The following is a 15,747-nucleotide window of genomic DNA, read 5'->3' on the forward strand; positions in this document are numbered from 1 at the left end:
GTGCATGAGCAACATCAATCGCCGAACCCTGGTCAAGGGCTCGCTTGCCGCAGCAATAGCGGGAACGGCGCTTTCACGCGCTGCCTTCGCTGACACAGCCGAGCCGATCCTGCTCGGCGTCAGTGGTCCCCTCACGGGACCGAACGCGCAATATGGCACGCAATGGAAGCAGGGCTTTGATCTTGCGCTCGACGATATCCTGGCCGGCGGCGGCATCAACGGCCGCAAGCTCGCCTACAGTTTCGAGGACAGCCAGAGCGATCCGCGCCAGTCGGTGGCGATCGCGCAGAAGTTCGTCTCCGATCCCCGCATCGTGCTTGAGCTCGGCGATTTCTCCAGTCCCGCGTCGATGGCGGCATCGCCGATCTATCAGCGCGGCGGTCTCGTGCAGTTCGGCTTCACCAACTCGCATCCCGATTTTACCAAGGGCGGTGACTTCATGTGGAGCACGTCGGTCAGCCAGGCCGACGAGCAGCCGCTGCTGGCGGCCTATGCCGTGAAGAAGCTTGGCCTCAAGAAGCTTGCGGTGCTGCACCTCAACACCGATTGGGGCCGCACCAGCCGCGATTATTTCGTCAACGCCGCCAAGGAGTATGGCGCGGAGATCGCTGTCACCGAAGGCTATATCGCCGAGGAGCGCGACTTCCGCTCCACGCTGGTCCGCGTGCGCGACGCCAATCCGGACGGGCTGATCCTGATCTCCTATTACTCGGACGGAGCGCTGATCGCGCGCCAGGCGCGTCAGGTCGGGCTGAAGCAGGTGATCTGCGCCGCAAGCTCGGTCTACTCGCCGAAATTCCTCGAGCTCGGCGGTGACGCCGTCGAGGACGTCCATGTCGGCACGCGCTACTTCCCTGAGGACCCGCGGCCCGAGGTGCAGAAGTTCATCACGGGCTTCAAGAAGAAGTACAATGGGCTCGAGCCAGACGCGTTCAACGCCTACGCCTATGACGCGATGAACATGGCGGCTGCCGTGGTGAGGATCGGCGGCACCGATCGGCGTGCCATCCGCGACGCCTTCACCAAGGTCAAAGACGTCCCGAGCGTCATCTTCGGCACAGCGACGTTCGACGTCGCAACCCGCCGCGTCAAGGGCGCGATGAATGCCGAGCTCGTCGTACGCAAGGGCCAGTTTGCGCTTTGGGACGGCAAGCCGACCTGACATGATGGCCGGAGTCATTGCTCCGGCCTTTCTCCCTCATAGGACCATCGCGTGTCTTCCTGGCTCGACTATACCATCAATGGGCTGATCGTTGGTAATGTCTACGCCCTCGTTGCAGTCGGGCTCGCGCTGATCTTCGGCGTCAGCCGGCTGATCAATTTTGCGCAGGGATCAATCTATCTCGTCGGCGCCTATATCGGTTGGGTCGCCGTGGTGCAGCTGCACACACCGCTGCCGCTCACCATCATCTTCGTCGCGGTGGTAGCCGCGCTGGTCGGGCTGATCATCGAACGGTTCGGTCTGCGCCCACTCCAGAATTCCGTACGCATCGCGCCGCTGCTGGCAACGATCGGGATCAGCTTCGTACTCGATCAGCTGGTGATGCTGACCTTCTCGCCCAATCCGCGCGCGCTGCCAAGCCAGTTGCCGGACGTGCGCTTCCAGGTCGGCGGCGGCACGATCGGACCGCTTGATCTCCTCATCGCCGGCGTCGGCATCTCCAGCGCGCTGCTGCTGTTTGTGTTCCTGCGCTACAGCAAGCTCGGCTGGGCGGTGCGTGCCGCCTCGCAGGACCGCGATGCCGCGATGCAGATGGGGGTCGACGTCAACCGCGTCAATCAGACGGTGTTCGGCATCGCGGCTGCGCTCGGCGGTGTCTCCGGCCTGCTGGTCGGGATGTACTACAACCAGATCGACACCGCGATGAGCTTGCAGGCGACGCTCAAGGGCGTCGTGGCCGAAGTGGTCGGCGGCGCCGGCAACGTGCCCGGCGCCGTGGTCGGCAGCCTGCTGCTGGGATTGGTCGAGAGCTACGGTGTCGCCGTGTTCGGCACCAGCTATCGCAACCTGTTCGCATTCCTCCTGCTGGTCGTCGTGCTGGTGCTGCGGCCGAACGGCCTGTTCGCAAGTGCCCGGCAGGCGCCGCCCGAGCCGCTCACCGGCACCTTTATTGCGCCGAGCCGGCCGGTGCGCATTCCGCGCTGGGCTCTGCTGGCCGCTATCGCCTTGTTCGCGATCCTGCCGCTGCTGCCGGTGTCATTCTACATGCTTCAGACCCTGATCAACGCCTGGCTGCTCGGCATGCTCGCGCTGAGCCTCACGCTGGTTGCGGGCACGATCGGCCAGGTCTCGCTGGGGCACGCCGCGCTGCTCGCGATCGGCGCCTATACTTCCGCGCTGCTGTCGCTGACCTTTGCAGTCCCCGTTGGCATTGCGATCATTGCTGGCGGCCTGATGAGCGCCGCGCTCGGCACGATCCTGATCTCGCCGTCGTTCCGCCTGCGCGGGCACTATGTGTCCATCGCAACGCTCGCGATCGGCGAGATCGTGTCGCTGGTGATTCTGAACTGGGAGAGCGTGACGCGCGGCCCCATCGGCATCTCCGGCATCCCGCCACTGTCGCTGTTCGGCTACGAGCTGGTGAGCCCGACATCGGTGTACTGGTTCAGCTTTGCGGTTATGGTCGTGCTGGCGCTGCTCCAGTCGCGTCTGCTCGGCTCGCATCTCGGCCGCAGCTTTCGCGCCATCCGCGACGACGATATCGCCGCACGCGCCTATGGCCTCAGCCTGAACCGCTACAAGTCGCTCGCCTTCATCTTCGGTGGGTTCGCGGCCGGCGTCAGCGGCGGCATCGCTGCGCATCTCTATTCCTACATCAACCATGAAACCTTCAACACGCAGCAATCCATTCTGGCGTTGACCGTCGTGATCCTCGGAGGTCTTGGTAATGTCGTCGGCGCCGTGGTCGGCGCGGTCGCGCTGGTCGGCCTGCCCGAGCTGTTCCGGATCGCGGCGGAATACCGCATCCTGATCTACGGCATCGTGCTGCTGCTGCTGGTCCGGTTCAGGCCCCAGGGCCTGTTAGGGACGATCTGATGGCGGAGGCGCACGCACCGCTGTTGTCCCTGCGCGGGCTGACGCGCCGCTTCGGCGGCCTCACGGCCGTCGACGGCATGGATCTCGATCTCGCCAAGGGCGGGCTCGTCAGCATCATCGGCCCGAACGGGGCCGGCAAGACGACGCTGTTCAACCTCGTGACCGGGCTCGACCGGCCGGATGCGGGCGTCGTCTGCTTCGAGGGACAGGACATCACCGGGCTTTCGCCCGAGCGGCTGGCGGCGCGAGGCATGGCACGCACGTTCCAGCTCGGCCGCGTCTTCGGCAATCTCAGTGTGATGGACAATGTCTTGATCGGCGCCCACACGCGGCTGCGCGCGGTGAAGCCGGCGGTGCCGGTGATCGGTCCGCTGCTTGAATTGGGGCTGGCGCTACTGCGGCCAGCAAGTGTGAAAGCCGAGGAAGAGCGGCTCCGCGAAGAGGTCAAGGCCATTCTCGCCCGCTTCGGCGAGCGACTGTTGCCACGGATCGACCAGCCCGCCTACAGCCTCTCTTACGCCAACCGTCGCCGCGTCGAGATCGCGCGTGCGCTGGCGCTGAAACCGCGCCTGCTGCTGCTGGACGAACCGACCGCCGGGATGAATCCGAGCGAGACCGCGGAGATGCAGACGCTCGTCGCCGAGCTCAAGGCGGAGGGACTGACCATCCTCCTGATCGAGCACAAGCTGGAGATGGTGATGCGGCTCTCCGACCGCGTCATCGTCATGGACGAAGGCCAAAAGATCGCGGAAGGATTGGGCGAGGAGGTACGCAACGATTCCAAGGTGATCGAGGCCTATCTCGGACATGGCCTGTCGGGAACGGCGGAGCAGGAGAGCGCGGCATGATGACGGGTGCAGCCGAACCGCTGCTGGCGCTGTCGAACGTCAATACGTTCTACGGACAGGCCCAGGTGCATTTCGACCTGTCGATATCAGTTGGCCGCGGCCAGATCGTCTGCCTGCTCGGCGGTAACGCCAGCGGCAAATCGACGACGATGAAGATCATTCTTGGGCTGGTGAAGCCGCGTTCCGGTGACGTGATGTTCGACGGCGCCTCGCTGATCGGGCTGACCACGCCGCAGATCGTTCGCCGTGGCATCGCCTCGGTGCCGGAGGCGCGGCGGCTGTTCGCGGACATGAGCGTTCGCGAGAACATTTTGATGGGCGCTTTCGTGCGCAACGACCGTGACGCCGTGGCGCAGGATCTCGACAGGATGCTGACGCTGTTCCCAAAGCTCGGCCAGCGGCTGTCGCAGCGCGCTGGCTCGCTCTCCGGCGGCGAGCAGCAGATGGTCGCGATGGCGCGCGCGCTGATGAGCCGACCGCGCATGATCGTGATGGACGAGCCGACCATGGGCCTGTCGCCGCTCTATGTCGATCGCGTGCTGGAGCTGATCCGCACCATCAACCAGGAAGGCGTCTCGGTCTTCATGGTCGAGCAGAACGCCAGTCTCGCACTTGAGATCGCGCACGAGGCCTATGTGCTCCAGACCGGCAAGATCGTGCTGTCCGGCCCAGCGCGGACGCTGAAGGACGATCCCCGCGTGCGCGACGCCTATCTGGGTGGATCCGAGGCGGCGTAGCCAGATCTCGGCCTTATGGTTCGAGACGCCCGCTGTGCGGGCTCCTCACCATGAGGGTTTGACATTTCGCCGCGAAACAGGAGCCTCATCCTGAGGAGCCCGCGCAGCGGGCGTCTCGAAGGATGGCCGCGAGCACTGCCGCAAAACTGTGCCTCCCTTCCGGGATTGCACTGGTCGGTGTGATCATTTTATGAAAAGATCATACCGTTGGCGCAACAGGGCGTGCGGCGGAATGAATGTCGTGACGAGATGGTCTTTGCGGGCGGCCGAGCCCGGAATGGTGCTGCTGTTCGGCGGGCTCGTCGCCGCAAATGTTGCCGCATGGGCCTGGGCTTTTGCGGCGTTCAGCGACCGGCCCGCGGTGATGGCGACCGCGCTGCTCGCCTGGGTGTTCGGCCTCCGTCATGCCGTCGATGCCGACCACATTGCCGCCATCGACAATGTCGTGCGCAAACTGATGCAGGCGGGCGATACGCCGCGCAGCGTCGGCCTTTACTTTGCGCTCGGTCATTCCACTGTTGTCGTGATCGCGACCATGCTGCTCGCGCTGGGCGTCGTCAGCCTTGGCGGCGACAGCCTGCTCAAGGATATTGGCAGCCTGATCGGCACGTCGGTGTCCGCGCTATTCCTGCTGGTGATCGCAGCCATCAATCTCGCTATCTTCGCCGGCCTGTGGCGGACCTTTCGCATGGCGCGCGAGCAAGGTGTTCATGACGCCGCAGGGCTCGACGCGCTGCTCGTCAATCGAGGCTTCCTGGCGCGGCTGCTCGGCCCGATGTTCCGCCTGGTGACGAAGCCCTGGCACATGTTTCCACTTGGCCTGCTATTCGGTCTTGGCTTCGACACAGCGACCGAGATCGGCCTGCTCAGCATCTCCGCCACCGAAGCGGCGCGCGGCGCCTCGCTCGCCGACATCCTTGTCTTTCCAGCGCTGTTCGCTTCAGGCATGGCGCTGGTCGACACTGCCGATTCCACGCTGATGGTGAGCGCCTATCGCTGGGCCTTCGTCGATCCCATGCGAAAGCTCTGGTACAACCTCACCATCACCGGCGCGTCCGTCGCGGTCGCGCTGTTCATCGGCGGCATCGAGGCGCTCGGCCTGATCTCCGACCGACTTGGTCTAACGGGCGGCGTGTGGGCGCTGGTCGATGGCCTCAACGAGTCGCTCGCCAATGTCGGCTTCGCCGTGATCGCGTTGTTCGTGATCGCCTGGCTGGTCTCAACCTTGCTCTATCGCCGCTTGTTTGCGGACGGGAGCGGCGCCACGCCAGATGGTCTCGATGCGACCGAGGCGGCCTGAGCCGGGCCGTCGTTGCGTCGTTCTCGCGGCGCTCCCGGCTTTCGTCCTTGTTGCGGATGACGGCAAGGCGTTCGCGCAGAGCGACCTGCCGCCGATCCAAATCACCGGCGGCGAGGCGCCGCATCGCAGGAAGCCGGCCCCGCCACGACGCTCCGCTAGATCTACTGCAGCGCCGCGCCACGTCGTCGCCCAGCCGGCCCCGGCTCCGGGAACGGATGCCACGAGCGTCGCCTCCGGCGCCGAGGGTCCGCCGAGCATGGCGAGCGAGCTTACCGTCTCCGGCGAGGCGCTCAACGCACGTACCTTCACGCGTCCGGGCGAGGCCCTCGAAGCAGTTCCGGGGCTGATCGTCACCCAGCATTCCGGCGAGGGCAAAGCCAACCAGTACTTTCTGCGCGGCTATAATCTCGATCACGGCACCGATCTCGCGATCACCGTCGACGATGTCCCCGTCAACATGCGCACCCACGCGCATGGCCAGGGCTATGCGGACCTCAACTGGCTGATCCCGGAAACCATCAGCGCGATGGATGTGCGCAAGGGACCATACTTCGCCGACGAAGGCGATTTCGCTTCCGTCGGCAGCATCCATATCGGCCTGATCGATCGCACCGAGAAGGGTCTGGCGCAGGTCATGGTTGGCAGCTTTGGCTATCGCCGTCTGCTCGGTATGGATTCCGCGAGAGTCGGCAACGGCTCTCTGCTCGTCGCCGGCGAACTCGGCACCTACAACGGTCCGTGGGACAACCCGGACAATGTGCGCAAGCTCAACGGCCTCCTGCGCTACAGCCAGGGCACCGCGACCGACGGCGTCTCCGTCACCGGCATGGCCTATGCCAGCAAATGGAATTCCACCGACCAGGTGCCGCAGCGCGCGATTACCGGTGGCTTTCTCGATCGCTTCGGCTCGGAGGATCCGAGCGACGGCGGCAACACCAACCGCTTCGCGCTCTCGGCCCGCGTCGCGCAGAGCGACGATCTCGGCTCGTGGAAGGCGAACGCCTATGTCGTGAAGAGCCAGCTCGACCTCTTCAACAACTTTACCTATTTCCTCAGCGATTCCGTGCTCGGCGACCAGTTTCACCAGCACGACGACCGGCTGATGGCTGGCGCGAATATTTCGCGCACGCTGAACGGCTCGTTCGCGGGGCTGCCGATGCAGACAACCTTCGGCCTGCAATCGCGCTACGATGCGATCGATCTCGCGCTCTCCCAGACGTTCCAGCGCAGCTTCCTCTCCAACGTCCGCAGCGACAAGGTCGGCGAAGGCAGCGTTGGTATCTATGCCGAGAACACCGTGCGCTGGACCGACTGGCTGCGGACCACCGTCGGCTGGCGCGATGATTATTACGCGGCCGACGTCACCTCGCTGTTCAACGCGAACAATTCCGGATATGTCGATGCCTCGCTCGGCAGCCCGAAATTCAGGATGGTGCTCGGCCCCTTCAACCAGACGGAATTCTTCCTCGGTGCCGGCTACGGCATGCACTCGAATGACGCCCGCGGCGCGACCACGACGGAGGATCCGAGCGATCCCACCACAAGGCTCTCGCAGTCGCCGCTGCTGGTGCGCACGCGTGGCGCGGAGGTCGGCGTTCGCAGCAGGATCATTCCCGGCCTCGACTCGTCGTTCAGCATCTTCATCCTCGACCAGGATTCCGAGATCCTGTTTTCGGGCGACGCCGGTGACACCGAGGCGACGCGGGCCAGCCGCCGCTACGGCTTCGAATGGACCAACCATTACCGCCCGAAATCCTGGATCGACATCGACGCCGATCTCGCGATGACGCATGCGCGTTTCCGCGGCATCGATAGCGAGCAGGCGGCGGTCTATGCCTCGCTGGCCGGCTATCCCGAGGCGCAAGTGGGCAACGCGCCCGGCAATTACAGCCCGAATGCGCCGCCGATGGTGGCGTCGGCCGGCATCACACTCGGCGAGAAGACCGGCTGGTTCGGTTCGTTGCGCTGGCGCTATCTGGCGTCGAGCCCATTGACGGAAGACGATGCGTTCCGCTCGTCAGCGACCAGCATCTTCAACGGCCGCCTCGGCTATCGCGCCGACAATGGCTGGCGCATCCAGCTCGACGTGCTCAATCTGTTCGACACCGGAGCGAACCAGATCACTTACGCGTACGGCTCGTTGCTCAAGACCGACACGCTCTACAATCTCTGCACCGGCGGTGCTGCGCCGACCGCGGTCTGCCAGAACGGCGTGATGGACTACGTGCTTCACCCGGTCGAGCCGTTGACGTTTCGTCTGACAGTCGCGGGGACGTTCTAAGCCGACGCCGCGCTCGGCATCTGCTCCGCCGGCAGATCGTCGCCATTGGGGTCGCCCGGCGCGGTCGCCCAGGCCAATTCCACCAGCGTCACGAACCTGCGGCCGGCGCCGTCGAGCTGAACCACGATGAGGCCCTGCTCCTCCATGTAGCCGAGCAGGCGCTGCGCCCTCCGCAGCGAATGCGAGCCATAAGCGCGGGCGATTGCAGCGTCGCTGGGGCACGGCCAGCCTTCCTTGGCGGCGCGGGCGATCATCATGAACACGCCCTGCATATCGTCGGGCAGGATCGAGGCGCGCAGCGTCACCTCCTGCCAGGCATCGTCATCGGCGATATCCGTGCCGAGCCCAGCGCGCGCATGCGTCAGCATGCGGCGGAATTCGCCGAGGTCAGGCACGGCGGCGCCGAGACCTTCGATGCGGCAACGGACCGCGAATTCCTGATAGAGCACGCCGATGGCGCGGAAGCCGGCATCGGGCGCGGCGAGCACGGCGCGCAAGGTCCGATCCACGCGCTCGCGCCGTTCGGCGAGCTCCTCGGCACTGACCGGAACCTCGACCACCTCGGGGCCGATCTCGGGAGCTGCCGCCTTTGCCGCGCGGAGCTGCTCGAGCAGATCAGGCGCCGGCCGGCGCTGCGGGCGGCTGGCGTCCGGCGGCGGTGCGGCCAGGATCACGGCGCGCGCATCCTCCAGCGTGGCTTCAGGCATCGGCATCAGCCGTGGCGTCGAATTGCGCGGGGAGGTCGCGGTCGGGCCAATGTTCAGACGCAGCGGACGGCGCGACAGCGCGGGTCCAAGCGCCATGAACTGCCCGCGTTCAAGATCGCGAAAGGCTTCCGCCTGCCGCCGCTCCATGCCGAGCAGATCTGCGGCACGCGCCATGTCGATATCGAGGAAGGTCCGGCCCATCAGGAAGTTCGAGGCTTCGGCCGCGACGTTCTTGGCGAGCTTCGCCAGCCGCTGGGTCGCGATGATGCCGGCGAGGCCGCGCTTGCGGCCGCGGCACATCAGATTGGTCATCGCGCTGAGCGAAAGCTTGCGCGCCTCGTCCGAGACTTCACCGGCGACGGCCGGCGCGAACAGCTGCGCCTCGTCGACGACCACCAGCATCGGGTACCAATGATCGCGCTCCACGTCGAACAGGCCGCCGAGGAACGCGGCCGCGCGCCGCATCTGGTTCTCGGCATCCAGCCCTTCGAGATTGAGCACGGTGGAGACCCGATGCAACCGGGCGCGCTCGCCTGCGACCTGAAGGCCGCGCTCGGTGTGATCCTCGGCCTCGATCACCAGGTGGCCGAAGCGCTCGGCCAGCGTGACGAAATCGCCTTCGGGGTCGATGATGGCCTGCTGCACCCAGGGCGCGCTCTGCTCGAGCAGGCGCCGCAACAGATGCGACTTGCCGGAGCCGGAATTGCCCTGCACCAGGAGACGGGTCGCCAGGAGTTCCTCGAGGTCCATGGCCGCCGCGGCGCCGGCCGTGGTCAGCCCCATCTCGATCGCAACCGTCATGTCCCGACTCAAGTCCCCGTCATTCGCGGACAGGGGCTTATCAATCGGATCGGGATGCGTCGAGCGAAACAGGACGGAACATGCCGCGTTGCCCACGGCGGAATTTCAGCCAAGATTTGAAAGCCGTAGAAGTGGGCCAGCGCGAGGGTCGAATAGTCGAGGTCCCCGATTTCGGTAAAGCCGCAATCGTTTCAGCGGAACTGGGCCGCCGGTCTGTCCGAGGGGCGGAATATTTACTGGCTTCTTGTATGCATTATCCCAGTTGCCATCCCCAACCGGTTTGCCTTAGATGCCGCCAACGCACCCGCGGACGGCGCCCGGGGCTCAAAAAATCACACACATTGTCGAGGGGACGAACATGGCGCGCAACGTTCTGATTCTGGGTGCTTCCTACGGCTCTTTGCTGGGCACCAAGCTGCTGATGGCCGGGCACAACGTGACCCTGGTCTGCCGCGCCAAGACCGCGGAGTTGATCAACCGCGACGGGACCGAGGTGCGCATCAAGCTGCGCGACGAAGCCGTGCACCGCGCGATCTTCTCGCGCGACCTGCCCGGCAAGCTCGACGCGGTGACGCCCCAGAATGTCGACCTCTCCCGCTATGATCTGGTCGGCCTTGCGATGCAGGAGCCGCAATACACCAACCACACGGTCCGCATGCTCATGGTCAAGATCGCGGCAGCGAAGCTGCCATGCCTCTCGACCATGAACATGCCGCCGCTGCCTTATCTCAAGCGCATCCCGGCGCTCGCCGACATGGATCTTGAGGAGGCCTACACCAATGCGCAGGTGTGGGAGCGGTTTGAGCCGGGGCTGGTGACGCTGTGCTCGCCCGATCCGCAGGCCTTCCGTCCGCCGGAAGAAGCGGCGAACGTGCTGCATGTCGGGCTGCCCACGAACTTCAAGGCTTCGGTCTTCGCCGACGAGAAGCACAACAAGGTGCTCCGCGAGCTCGAGGCCGATATCGACGCGGTGACGCTCGCCGGACAGGACGTTCCGGTGAAGCTGAAAGTGTTCGAATCCCTGTTCGTGCCGCTCGCGAAATGGTCGATGCTGCTCACCGGCAACTACCGCTGCATCACGCCGCATGAGCCGCAGTCGATCCGCGACGCCGTGCACGGCGACCTCGCGCGCTCGCAGACGATCTACGACCATGTCGACGCCATCGCCCGCCGCCTCGGCGCCGACCCGAAGGATCAGGTGCCGTTTGCGAAATACGCCAAGGCCGCCGAAAGCCTGCTCAAGCCGTCGTCGGCGGCGCGGGCCGTGGCCAGCGGCGCGCCGTTCATCGAGCGCGTCGACCTCCTGGTGAAGCTGATCTCGCATCAGATCGGCGCGCCCAATGCCGAGATCGACCGCACGGTCGATACCGTCGACCAGAAGCTGAACGAGAAGATCGTGCAGGGCGGATCGGGCGCGCAGTAACGGCGCGCGTCGATCGTCAGCCCCGGCGCTTCACGCGGTCAGCAGCTCGATGCGGGCTATCGGCGCCCGATGGGCGAAACACCTGCACAGTCTGTCAATCTCTCTCGGTAAAAATATTCCACTTTACCGAAATTCGGAAATCGCGTATATGTCGCCCATCCCGGCTCGACCTGGAGGGGCGATCGTACGTCGTCACTGATCGAGAGCTGGGCTTGCGGTGGACGCGGCAGCGTCGGCACGAGAGGTGCGGGCAGGGCGGGTAGTCCCTGTGAGTCCGAAACCGCGTGTGGATGAGCGGCGCTGTCAAGTTCGTCTCGCTGACATTTCGATGGCTACGTGCACGATGCCGTCGAACCCTGTGGCGGCTGGCGAACGCGCGTACGGCAAAACCGTGTGGTCCCGACCGTCGTTGCTACGGTCAAGCTTTTCGCGGAGGTGCGGAGCGCCCAACCGGGTCAACTGCATTGCTAATCTGCGAGGCGAGGGAGGCCAGAAGGAATTCGGCTCCCGGGAGAGCACGGCATAAGCCGTCAACCCATCGCGCAGGGAAGGCCGAGTGATTGGCACCACCTGTATGCTGCTGTGCGGTTTTTCTGCGCTACATTTTCGCGCAGCAGACCGCGGGTGCGAGGTCCGCACCCGGCCTTCCCTGCGCCCTCTTGGACAAGAGGGGAGTGACCAAGCAAAGCTCGGGCGAAATGCGCCGCGAGGGCGCGAAGGCGTGTCTGCGTTTCAGAATGCGAGCTGGAAGAGTGAACCTGCTACCTCATACTCCGTCATTGCGAGCGCAGCGAAGCAATCCAGAATCCCTCCGCGGAACGACTCTGCTTCGCTGCGCTCGCAATGACGAGATTGGGGAGGCTGCCTGCGACACACCCGGACATCGTAGGGTGGGCAAAGCGAAAGCGTGCCCACCATCTTATGCGGCGTCCGCGATTGGAATGGTGGGCACGGCGCTTTGCGCCTTTGCCCACCCTACGGCACTGTGCGACGACACTCGCAATGGGGAAGCCGCTGCGCTTACCACGCGCTGTGACGTGAAGCGTCGCGCGGCGCGCTCAACTCTGGCTTGCCGCGCGCGCGCGATCGAGATGCTCCTCGATCTTGGGGCGGTCACGGGTGCGCTCGAAGCTGGTGCAGAGCAGCTCCGTCTCCTCGAGCGAGACGGGCGCGCGATACAGTCGGCACATGAACTCCGCGGTGGCGCGTCCCTTTCCCGTGCCGGGGCTGCGCTCGGCCAGGAACATGCAATCGCGGCACACGCTGGCGTCGAACCGCTGATGGGCTGCATCGAGATGATTGAGAACCTCGCGCAGCGAGTCGCGCAGCTGGAGGCGCTCGTCGGTCTCGAGTGCCCTGACTGCATTGACAACGTGGTTGATCGGATCGTGTTGGCTCAGGCACTTCTCGCCCTGCGGGGTGACGTGCAGAACGACAGAACGCTTGTCTTCCTGCGACGGCTTTCGCACCAGGAAGGATTTGCTCTCCAGCGTCTTCACGATCTGCGATGCGGTCGCCCTGGTCGCGCCGATGAAGCCGGCGAGGGCGGATGGCGTGCGCGAGAAGCGATTGGCGCGGCCGAGAAAGCGCAGCGCTATCCATTCCCGATCTCGCAACCCGTGTTGATTGCCTTCGAAATACCAGGCTCTGGCCGCCTGGACCAGCAGCTCGACTGCTTCGCGTGCCAACGGCATAAATTCCTACCTCGCCCCGGGAATCGCGTGTGCGGCGCCCCGAAGCCGCTTTCCACCATGGCGCACGAATGTCTCGCGAGATTCCTGATGCCCGCCGGTGTCCGATGAGTGCGTCATGCCCGGCGTCAGCGCACCGGCTTGGACTGCATGGCATCCGACTTGGACTGATGAGCGTCGCAGGATACTGCGCGAGAAACGCTGTTGCCGATGGCATGCCAACCGCGGAGTCGTCGAACGCAAGCCCGAGCTGCCGTCACCGCCGGACGATGGATCGGAGTTGCTCAACTGAAGCCCCTGAGTTCAAGTCACACGCAGACGTTTCTTATGTTCGGACGAAACGATGGATGAGCTTCTCAACAAAATCAAGTAGAGACACTCGTGGAGAACGGATGTCGTTGCACACGAATGTAACGTTCAAGACAATCGCGGTCTTCAGAACACATGATGGTGAACGCATTAGCAGTCTAACCGGCTAGATGCATTTGGCTCTACGACGGTTTGATTGCACGGATATTGTTGTACGTCGTTGATGCAAGTTGATCGAAGCTTGTGCACGACAGGCGCCATGCAACACAAAAATCATCCACAACTTCCGCGATCTGCTTCCGGAATCGTCATGACGGCGTCAGGGGAATTTGCGGGAATTACACGTGATAGTTGTTGCGGTGTCGTGCGACCATGCGGATCGTCTCAACCAAATGGTTGAGATTCGCGCAGCGAACATTGCTGGCGAACGAACGCATATGCAATTTGTGCCACGACATGCGAGCATCGTGGGCAAGATGCTCGGGCGCGGGGCGCGCGCCCGGCTGGCAGCCTGTGCCGCTAGTCGCCCTTGAGCATGTCCCTGAGCTCGCGGAACGGATCGGCGCTCGGCGGAGCTGAGGCGTCTTGTCGCATGGCGGCGTAGATTCGCGGGACCATGTCGACCGCCTGATCGAGTCCCGAATCACGTCCCGATTGGTATCCGCCCATCAGGCGAAGGTCGCGGGTGTCCTCGTACTTGGCGATCAGGGTACGCAATTTGCTCACCAATTCGCGCTCCTCGGGGTCCCAGACGTTGTGGGCGAGGCGGGAGACCGAAGCCAGCACATCCACGGCGGGATAGCGCGCCTGGTCAGCAATGTGCCTGGAGAGCACGATGTGCCCGTCGAGCGTGCTGCGGATGGTGTCGGCGATCGGTTCGTTATGGTCGTCGCCGTCGACCAGCACGGAGAAGATGCCGGTGATGGTCCCGGATCCTTCCTCGCCGGGCCCGGCGCGCTCCAGCAGGCGCGGCAGGTCGGTGAAGACCGTCGGGGCATAGCCGCGGGCCACCGCGGGCTCGCCGGCCGCAAGCGCGACTTCCCGCGAAGCATGGGCGAATCGGGTGATCGAATCGACCACGAGCAGCACTGATTCACCGCGGTCGCGGAAGTATTCGGCCACGGCCATCGCCGTCTTCGGCGCCAGCCGCCGCATCATCGGGCTTTCATCGCCGGTCGATACGATGGTGACGGCGCGGTGGCGGTCGTTGCCGAGCACGTCCTCGATGAATTCGCGCACCTCGCGGCCACGCTCGCCGACCAGCGCCAGCACGACGGTGTCAAAACCCTGGCTGCGGGCGAGCATCGCGAGCAGCGTCGATTTGCCGACGCCGGAGCCAGCAAAGATGCCGACGCGCTGGCCGGCGCAGATCGGCGCAAACAGGTCGATGACGCGGACGCCGGTGCGCAGCGGCTTGTGGACGCGCGCTCGCTTCATTGCCGGTGGCGCTTCCGTCTCCGCCGAGACCGCACGCGCCCCCGGGGTGAGCGGGCCCATTCCGTCAAGCGGGGCGCCGAGCGCGTTGATGACGCGGCCCTTCCAGCTCGGATCCGGCGCGAACGACAATGCCGGCATGCGGTAGGCGACCGAGCCGAGCCCGCCGGCGAATTGCCGGTCGAACGGCTTTGCGACGATGCCGTCGCTGTCGATCCGGATCACCTCGCCGATCTGGGGCTTGCCCCCGGAATTGACACCGATCAACTCGCCGAGCTTGACAAAACGCGACAGGCCGGAGACGCGGAAATGCGTCGGTGCGATCTCGGAGATCGTGCCGCTGATGCTTGCCAGCGGCGTACTCTGCTGGAGTTCGAGCAGCGCCCACTCAAGTTGACGAAGAGCGTTCAAGGAAACCGTCCACCCAAATTACGCGCGACGCGCAGCCTACTTGCCGGGATCGCCCAGCGTCTGAATTGCGTTCCGGAGCGTGCTCTCGGTACCCTCGATCAGCGAGTTGGTGCTGTCGAAGGCGCGCGAGGCCGACATCAGCTTCGTCAGTTCCATCATCGGGTTGGCGCCGGAGCCCTCGACATAGCCCTGCTTGAAGCCGTCCCGGCTGAAATCTCCGATGGCGGTCGCGGGCCGGTCTGGCGTGACGCCGGAATTGCCGTAGCGATCGAGATTGGCATCGGGGGGAATGTTGAACAGGCCGATGGTGCCGATCTCGTTGTTGTCCTGGGTGATCGCGCCGCTGCGCGAGATCGAAACCGGCCCGCCGTTCGGGTCGAGTGAGATCTGCGCGCCGCCGGAATCGATGACGGGGAAGCCCGATACCGTCTGAAGGTCGCCGTTGGCGGCGAGCTCGAGCCGGCCGTCGCGGGTATAGACCGTGCCGTTGGGGCCGGCGAAGGCGATCCAGCCCTGTCCGACTACGGCGACGTCGAGCGGGTTGCCGGTCTCGGTGATGTTGCCTTGTTCGCGCGAGATGATGTTCTCGCCGGGCGAGGAGAACGCGACCGGGTTCGCGGCGGCCTTGGAGAGCACCGTCTCGAATTTCACCACGTCGGTGCGAAAGCCGGACGTGTTGACGTTGGCGACGTTGTTGGCGATCGTCTGGAGGCGCTTTTCGAGCGCGACCTGCGCCGACAATCCTACATAGAGAGCCGATTGCATGAC

The 15,747-nt window shown here is 64.8% G+C and carries 11 protein-coding genes; 7 read left to right on the forward strand and 4 right to left on the reverse strand.

The window, feature by feature from the left end; all coding sequences use genetic code 11:
* Positions 1–4 precede the first annotated feature (4 nt).
* The 6 genes from ABIA96_RS11860 (at position 5) to ABIA96_RS11885 (ending at position 8,203) form a co-directional block, all read left to right on the forward strand.
* Complete coding sequence (locus ABIA96_RS11860) at positions 5–1,162, forward strand: ABC transporter substrate-binding protein (protein ID WP_354137235.1); 1,158 nt, start codon at positions 5–7, stop codon at positions 1,160–1,162.
* Between the two features lie 51 nt (positions 1,163–1,213).
* On the forward strand, positions 1,214–3,037 hold the full coding sequence (locus ABIA96_RS11865) for an ABC transporter permease (protein WP_354137236.1): 1,824 nt from the start codon (positions 1,214–1,216) through the stop codon (positions 3,035–3,037).
* Positions 3,037–3,885: an ABC transporter ATP-binding protein gene (locus ABIA96_RS11870; protein WP_354137237.1), complete on the forward strand. Its 849-nt coding sequence runs from the start codon at positions 3,037–3,039 to the stop codon at positions 3,883–3,885. The genes ABIA96_RS11865 and ABIA96_RS11870 overlap by 1 nt, the downstream gene beginning before the upstream one ends.
* A complete protein-coding gene (locus ABIA96_RS11875; protein WP_354137238.1) occupies positions 3,882–4,622 on the forward strand; it encodes an ABC transporter ATP-binding protein in 741 nt (246 codons plus the stop codon). The genes ABIA96_RS11870 and ABIA96_RS11875 overlap by 4 nt, the downstream gene beginning before the upstream one ends.
* 232 nt (positions 4,623–4,854) lie before the next feature.
* Complete coding sequence (locus ABIA96_RS11880; protein ID WP_354137239.1) at positions 4,855–5,922, forward strand: HoxN/HupN/NixA family nickel/cobalt transporter; 1,068 nt, start codon at positions 4,855–4,857, stop codon at positions 5,920–5,922.
* Complete coding sequence (locus tag ABIA96_RS11885) at positions 5,903–8,203, forward strand: TonB-dependent receptor (RefSeq protein ID WP_354137240.1); 2,301 nt, start codon at positions 5,903–5,905, stop codon at positions 8,201–8,203. Before ABIA96_RS11880 ends, ABIA96_RS11885 begins: the two co-directional genes overlap by 20 nt.
* On the opposite strand, the gene ABIA96_RS11890 is transcribed toward ABIA96_RS11885, so the two are convergent.
* The gene (locus ABIA96_RS11890; protein ID WP_354137241.1) at positions 8,200–9,711 is read right to left on the reverse strand and encodes a helicase HerA domain-containing protein; all 1,512 of its coding nucleotides are present in this window, start codon (positions 9,709–9,711) and stop codon (positions 8,200–8,202) included. The genes ABIA96_RS11885 and ABIA96_RS11890 overlap by 4 nt on opposite strands.
* 358 nt (positions 9,712–10,069) lie before the next feature.
* On the opposite strand from ABIA96_RS11890, the gene ABIA96_RS11895 reads away from it, so the two are divergent.
* Complete coding sequence (locus ABIA96_RS11895; protein WP_354137242.1) at positions 10,070–11,134, forward strand: ketopantoate reductase family protein; 1,065 nt, start codon at positions 10,070–10,072, stop codon at positions 11,132–11,134.
* Positions 11,135–12,192: 1,058 nt separating this feature from the next.
* Here the strand turns inward: ABIA96_RS11895 and ABIA96_RS11900 are convergent.
* From ABIA96_RS11900 to flgF, 3 genes are all read right to left on the reverse strand, one after another.
* A complete protein-coding gene (locus ABIA96_RS11900; protein WP_354137243.1) occupies positions 12,193–12,828 on the reverse strand; it encodes a MarR family winged helix-turn-helix transcriptional regulator in 636 nt (211 codons plus the stop codon).
* 825 nt (positions 12,829–13,653) lie between these two features.
* Positions 13,654–14,979 carry a flagellar protein export ATPase FliI gene (gene fliI, locus ABIA96_RS11905; protein WP_354137244.1) on the reverse strand — a complete coding sequence of 442 codons (1,326 nt, stop codon included), beginning with the start codon at positions 14,977–14,979 and terminating at the stop codon, positions 13,654–13,656.
* A 36-nt stretch (positions 14,980–15,015) separates the two neighbouring features.
* The gene (gene flgF / locus ABIA96_RS11910) at positions 15,016–15,744 is read right to left on the reverse strand and encodes a flagellar basal-body rod protein FlgF (protein ID WP_354137245.1); all 729 of its coding nucleotides are present in this window, start codon (positions 15,742–15,744) and stop codon (positions 15,016–15,018) included.
* Positions 15,745–15,747: the final 3 nt, after the last annotated feature.

Origin of the sequence: Bradyrhizobium sp. LB11.1, from assembly GCF_040549385.1 — a bacterium.
GTDB lineage: Bacteria > Pseudomonadota > Alphaproteobacteria > Rhizobiales > Xanthobacteraceae > Bradyrhizobium.

Bases quoted from the DNA above. Each gene is read 5' to 3' on its own strand.
- ABIA96_RS11895 (WP_354137242.1), top strand. From the start codon at position 10,070: ATGGCGCGCAACGTTCTGATTCTGGGTGCTTCCTACGGCTCTTTGCTG.
- ABIA96_RS11900 (WP_354137243.1), bottom strand. From the start codon at position 12,828: ATGCCGTTGGCACGCGAAGCAGTCGAGCTGCTGGTCCAGGCGGCCAGA.
- ABIA96_RS11890 (WP_354137241.1), bottom strand. From the start codon at position 9,711: ATGACGGTTGCGATCGAGATGGGGCTGACCACGGCCGGCGCCGCGGCG.
- ABIA96_RS11880 (WP_354137239.1), top strand. From the start codon at position 4,855: ATGAATGTCGTGACGAGATGGTCTTTGCGGGCGGCCGAGCCCGGAATG.
- ABIA96_RS11875 (WP_354137238.1), top strand. From the start codon at position 3,882: ATGATGACGGGTGCAGCCGAACCGCTGCTGGCGCTGTCGAACGTCAAT.
- ABIA96_RS11885 (WP_354137240.1), top strand. From the start codon at position 5,903: ATGCGACCGAGGCGGCCTGAGCCGGGCCGTCGTTGCGTCGTTCTCGCG.
- ABIA96_RS11870 (WP_354137237.1), top strand. From the start codon at position 3,037: ATGGCGGAGGCGCACGCACCGCTGTTGTCCCTGCGCGGGCTGACGCGC.
- ABIA96_RS11860 (WP_354137235.1), top strand. From the start codon at position 5: ATGAGCAACATCAATCGCCGAACCCTGGTCAAGGGCTCGCTTGCCGCA.
- flgF (WP_354137245.1), bottom strand. From the start codon at position 15,744: ATGCAATCGGCTCTCTATGTAGGATTGTCGGCGCAGGTCGCGCTCGAA.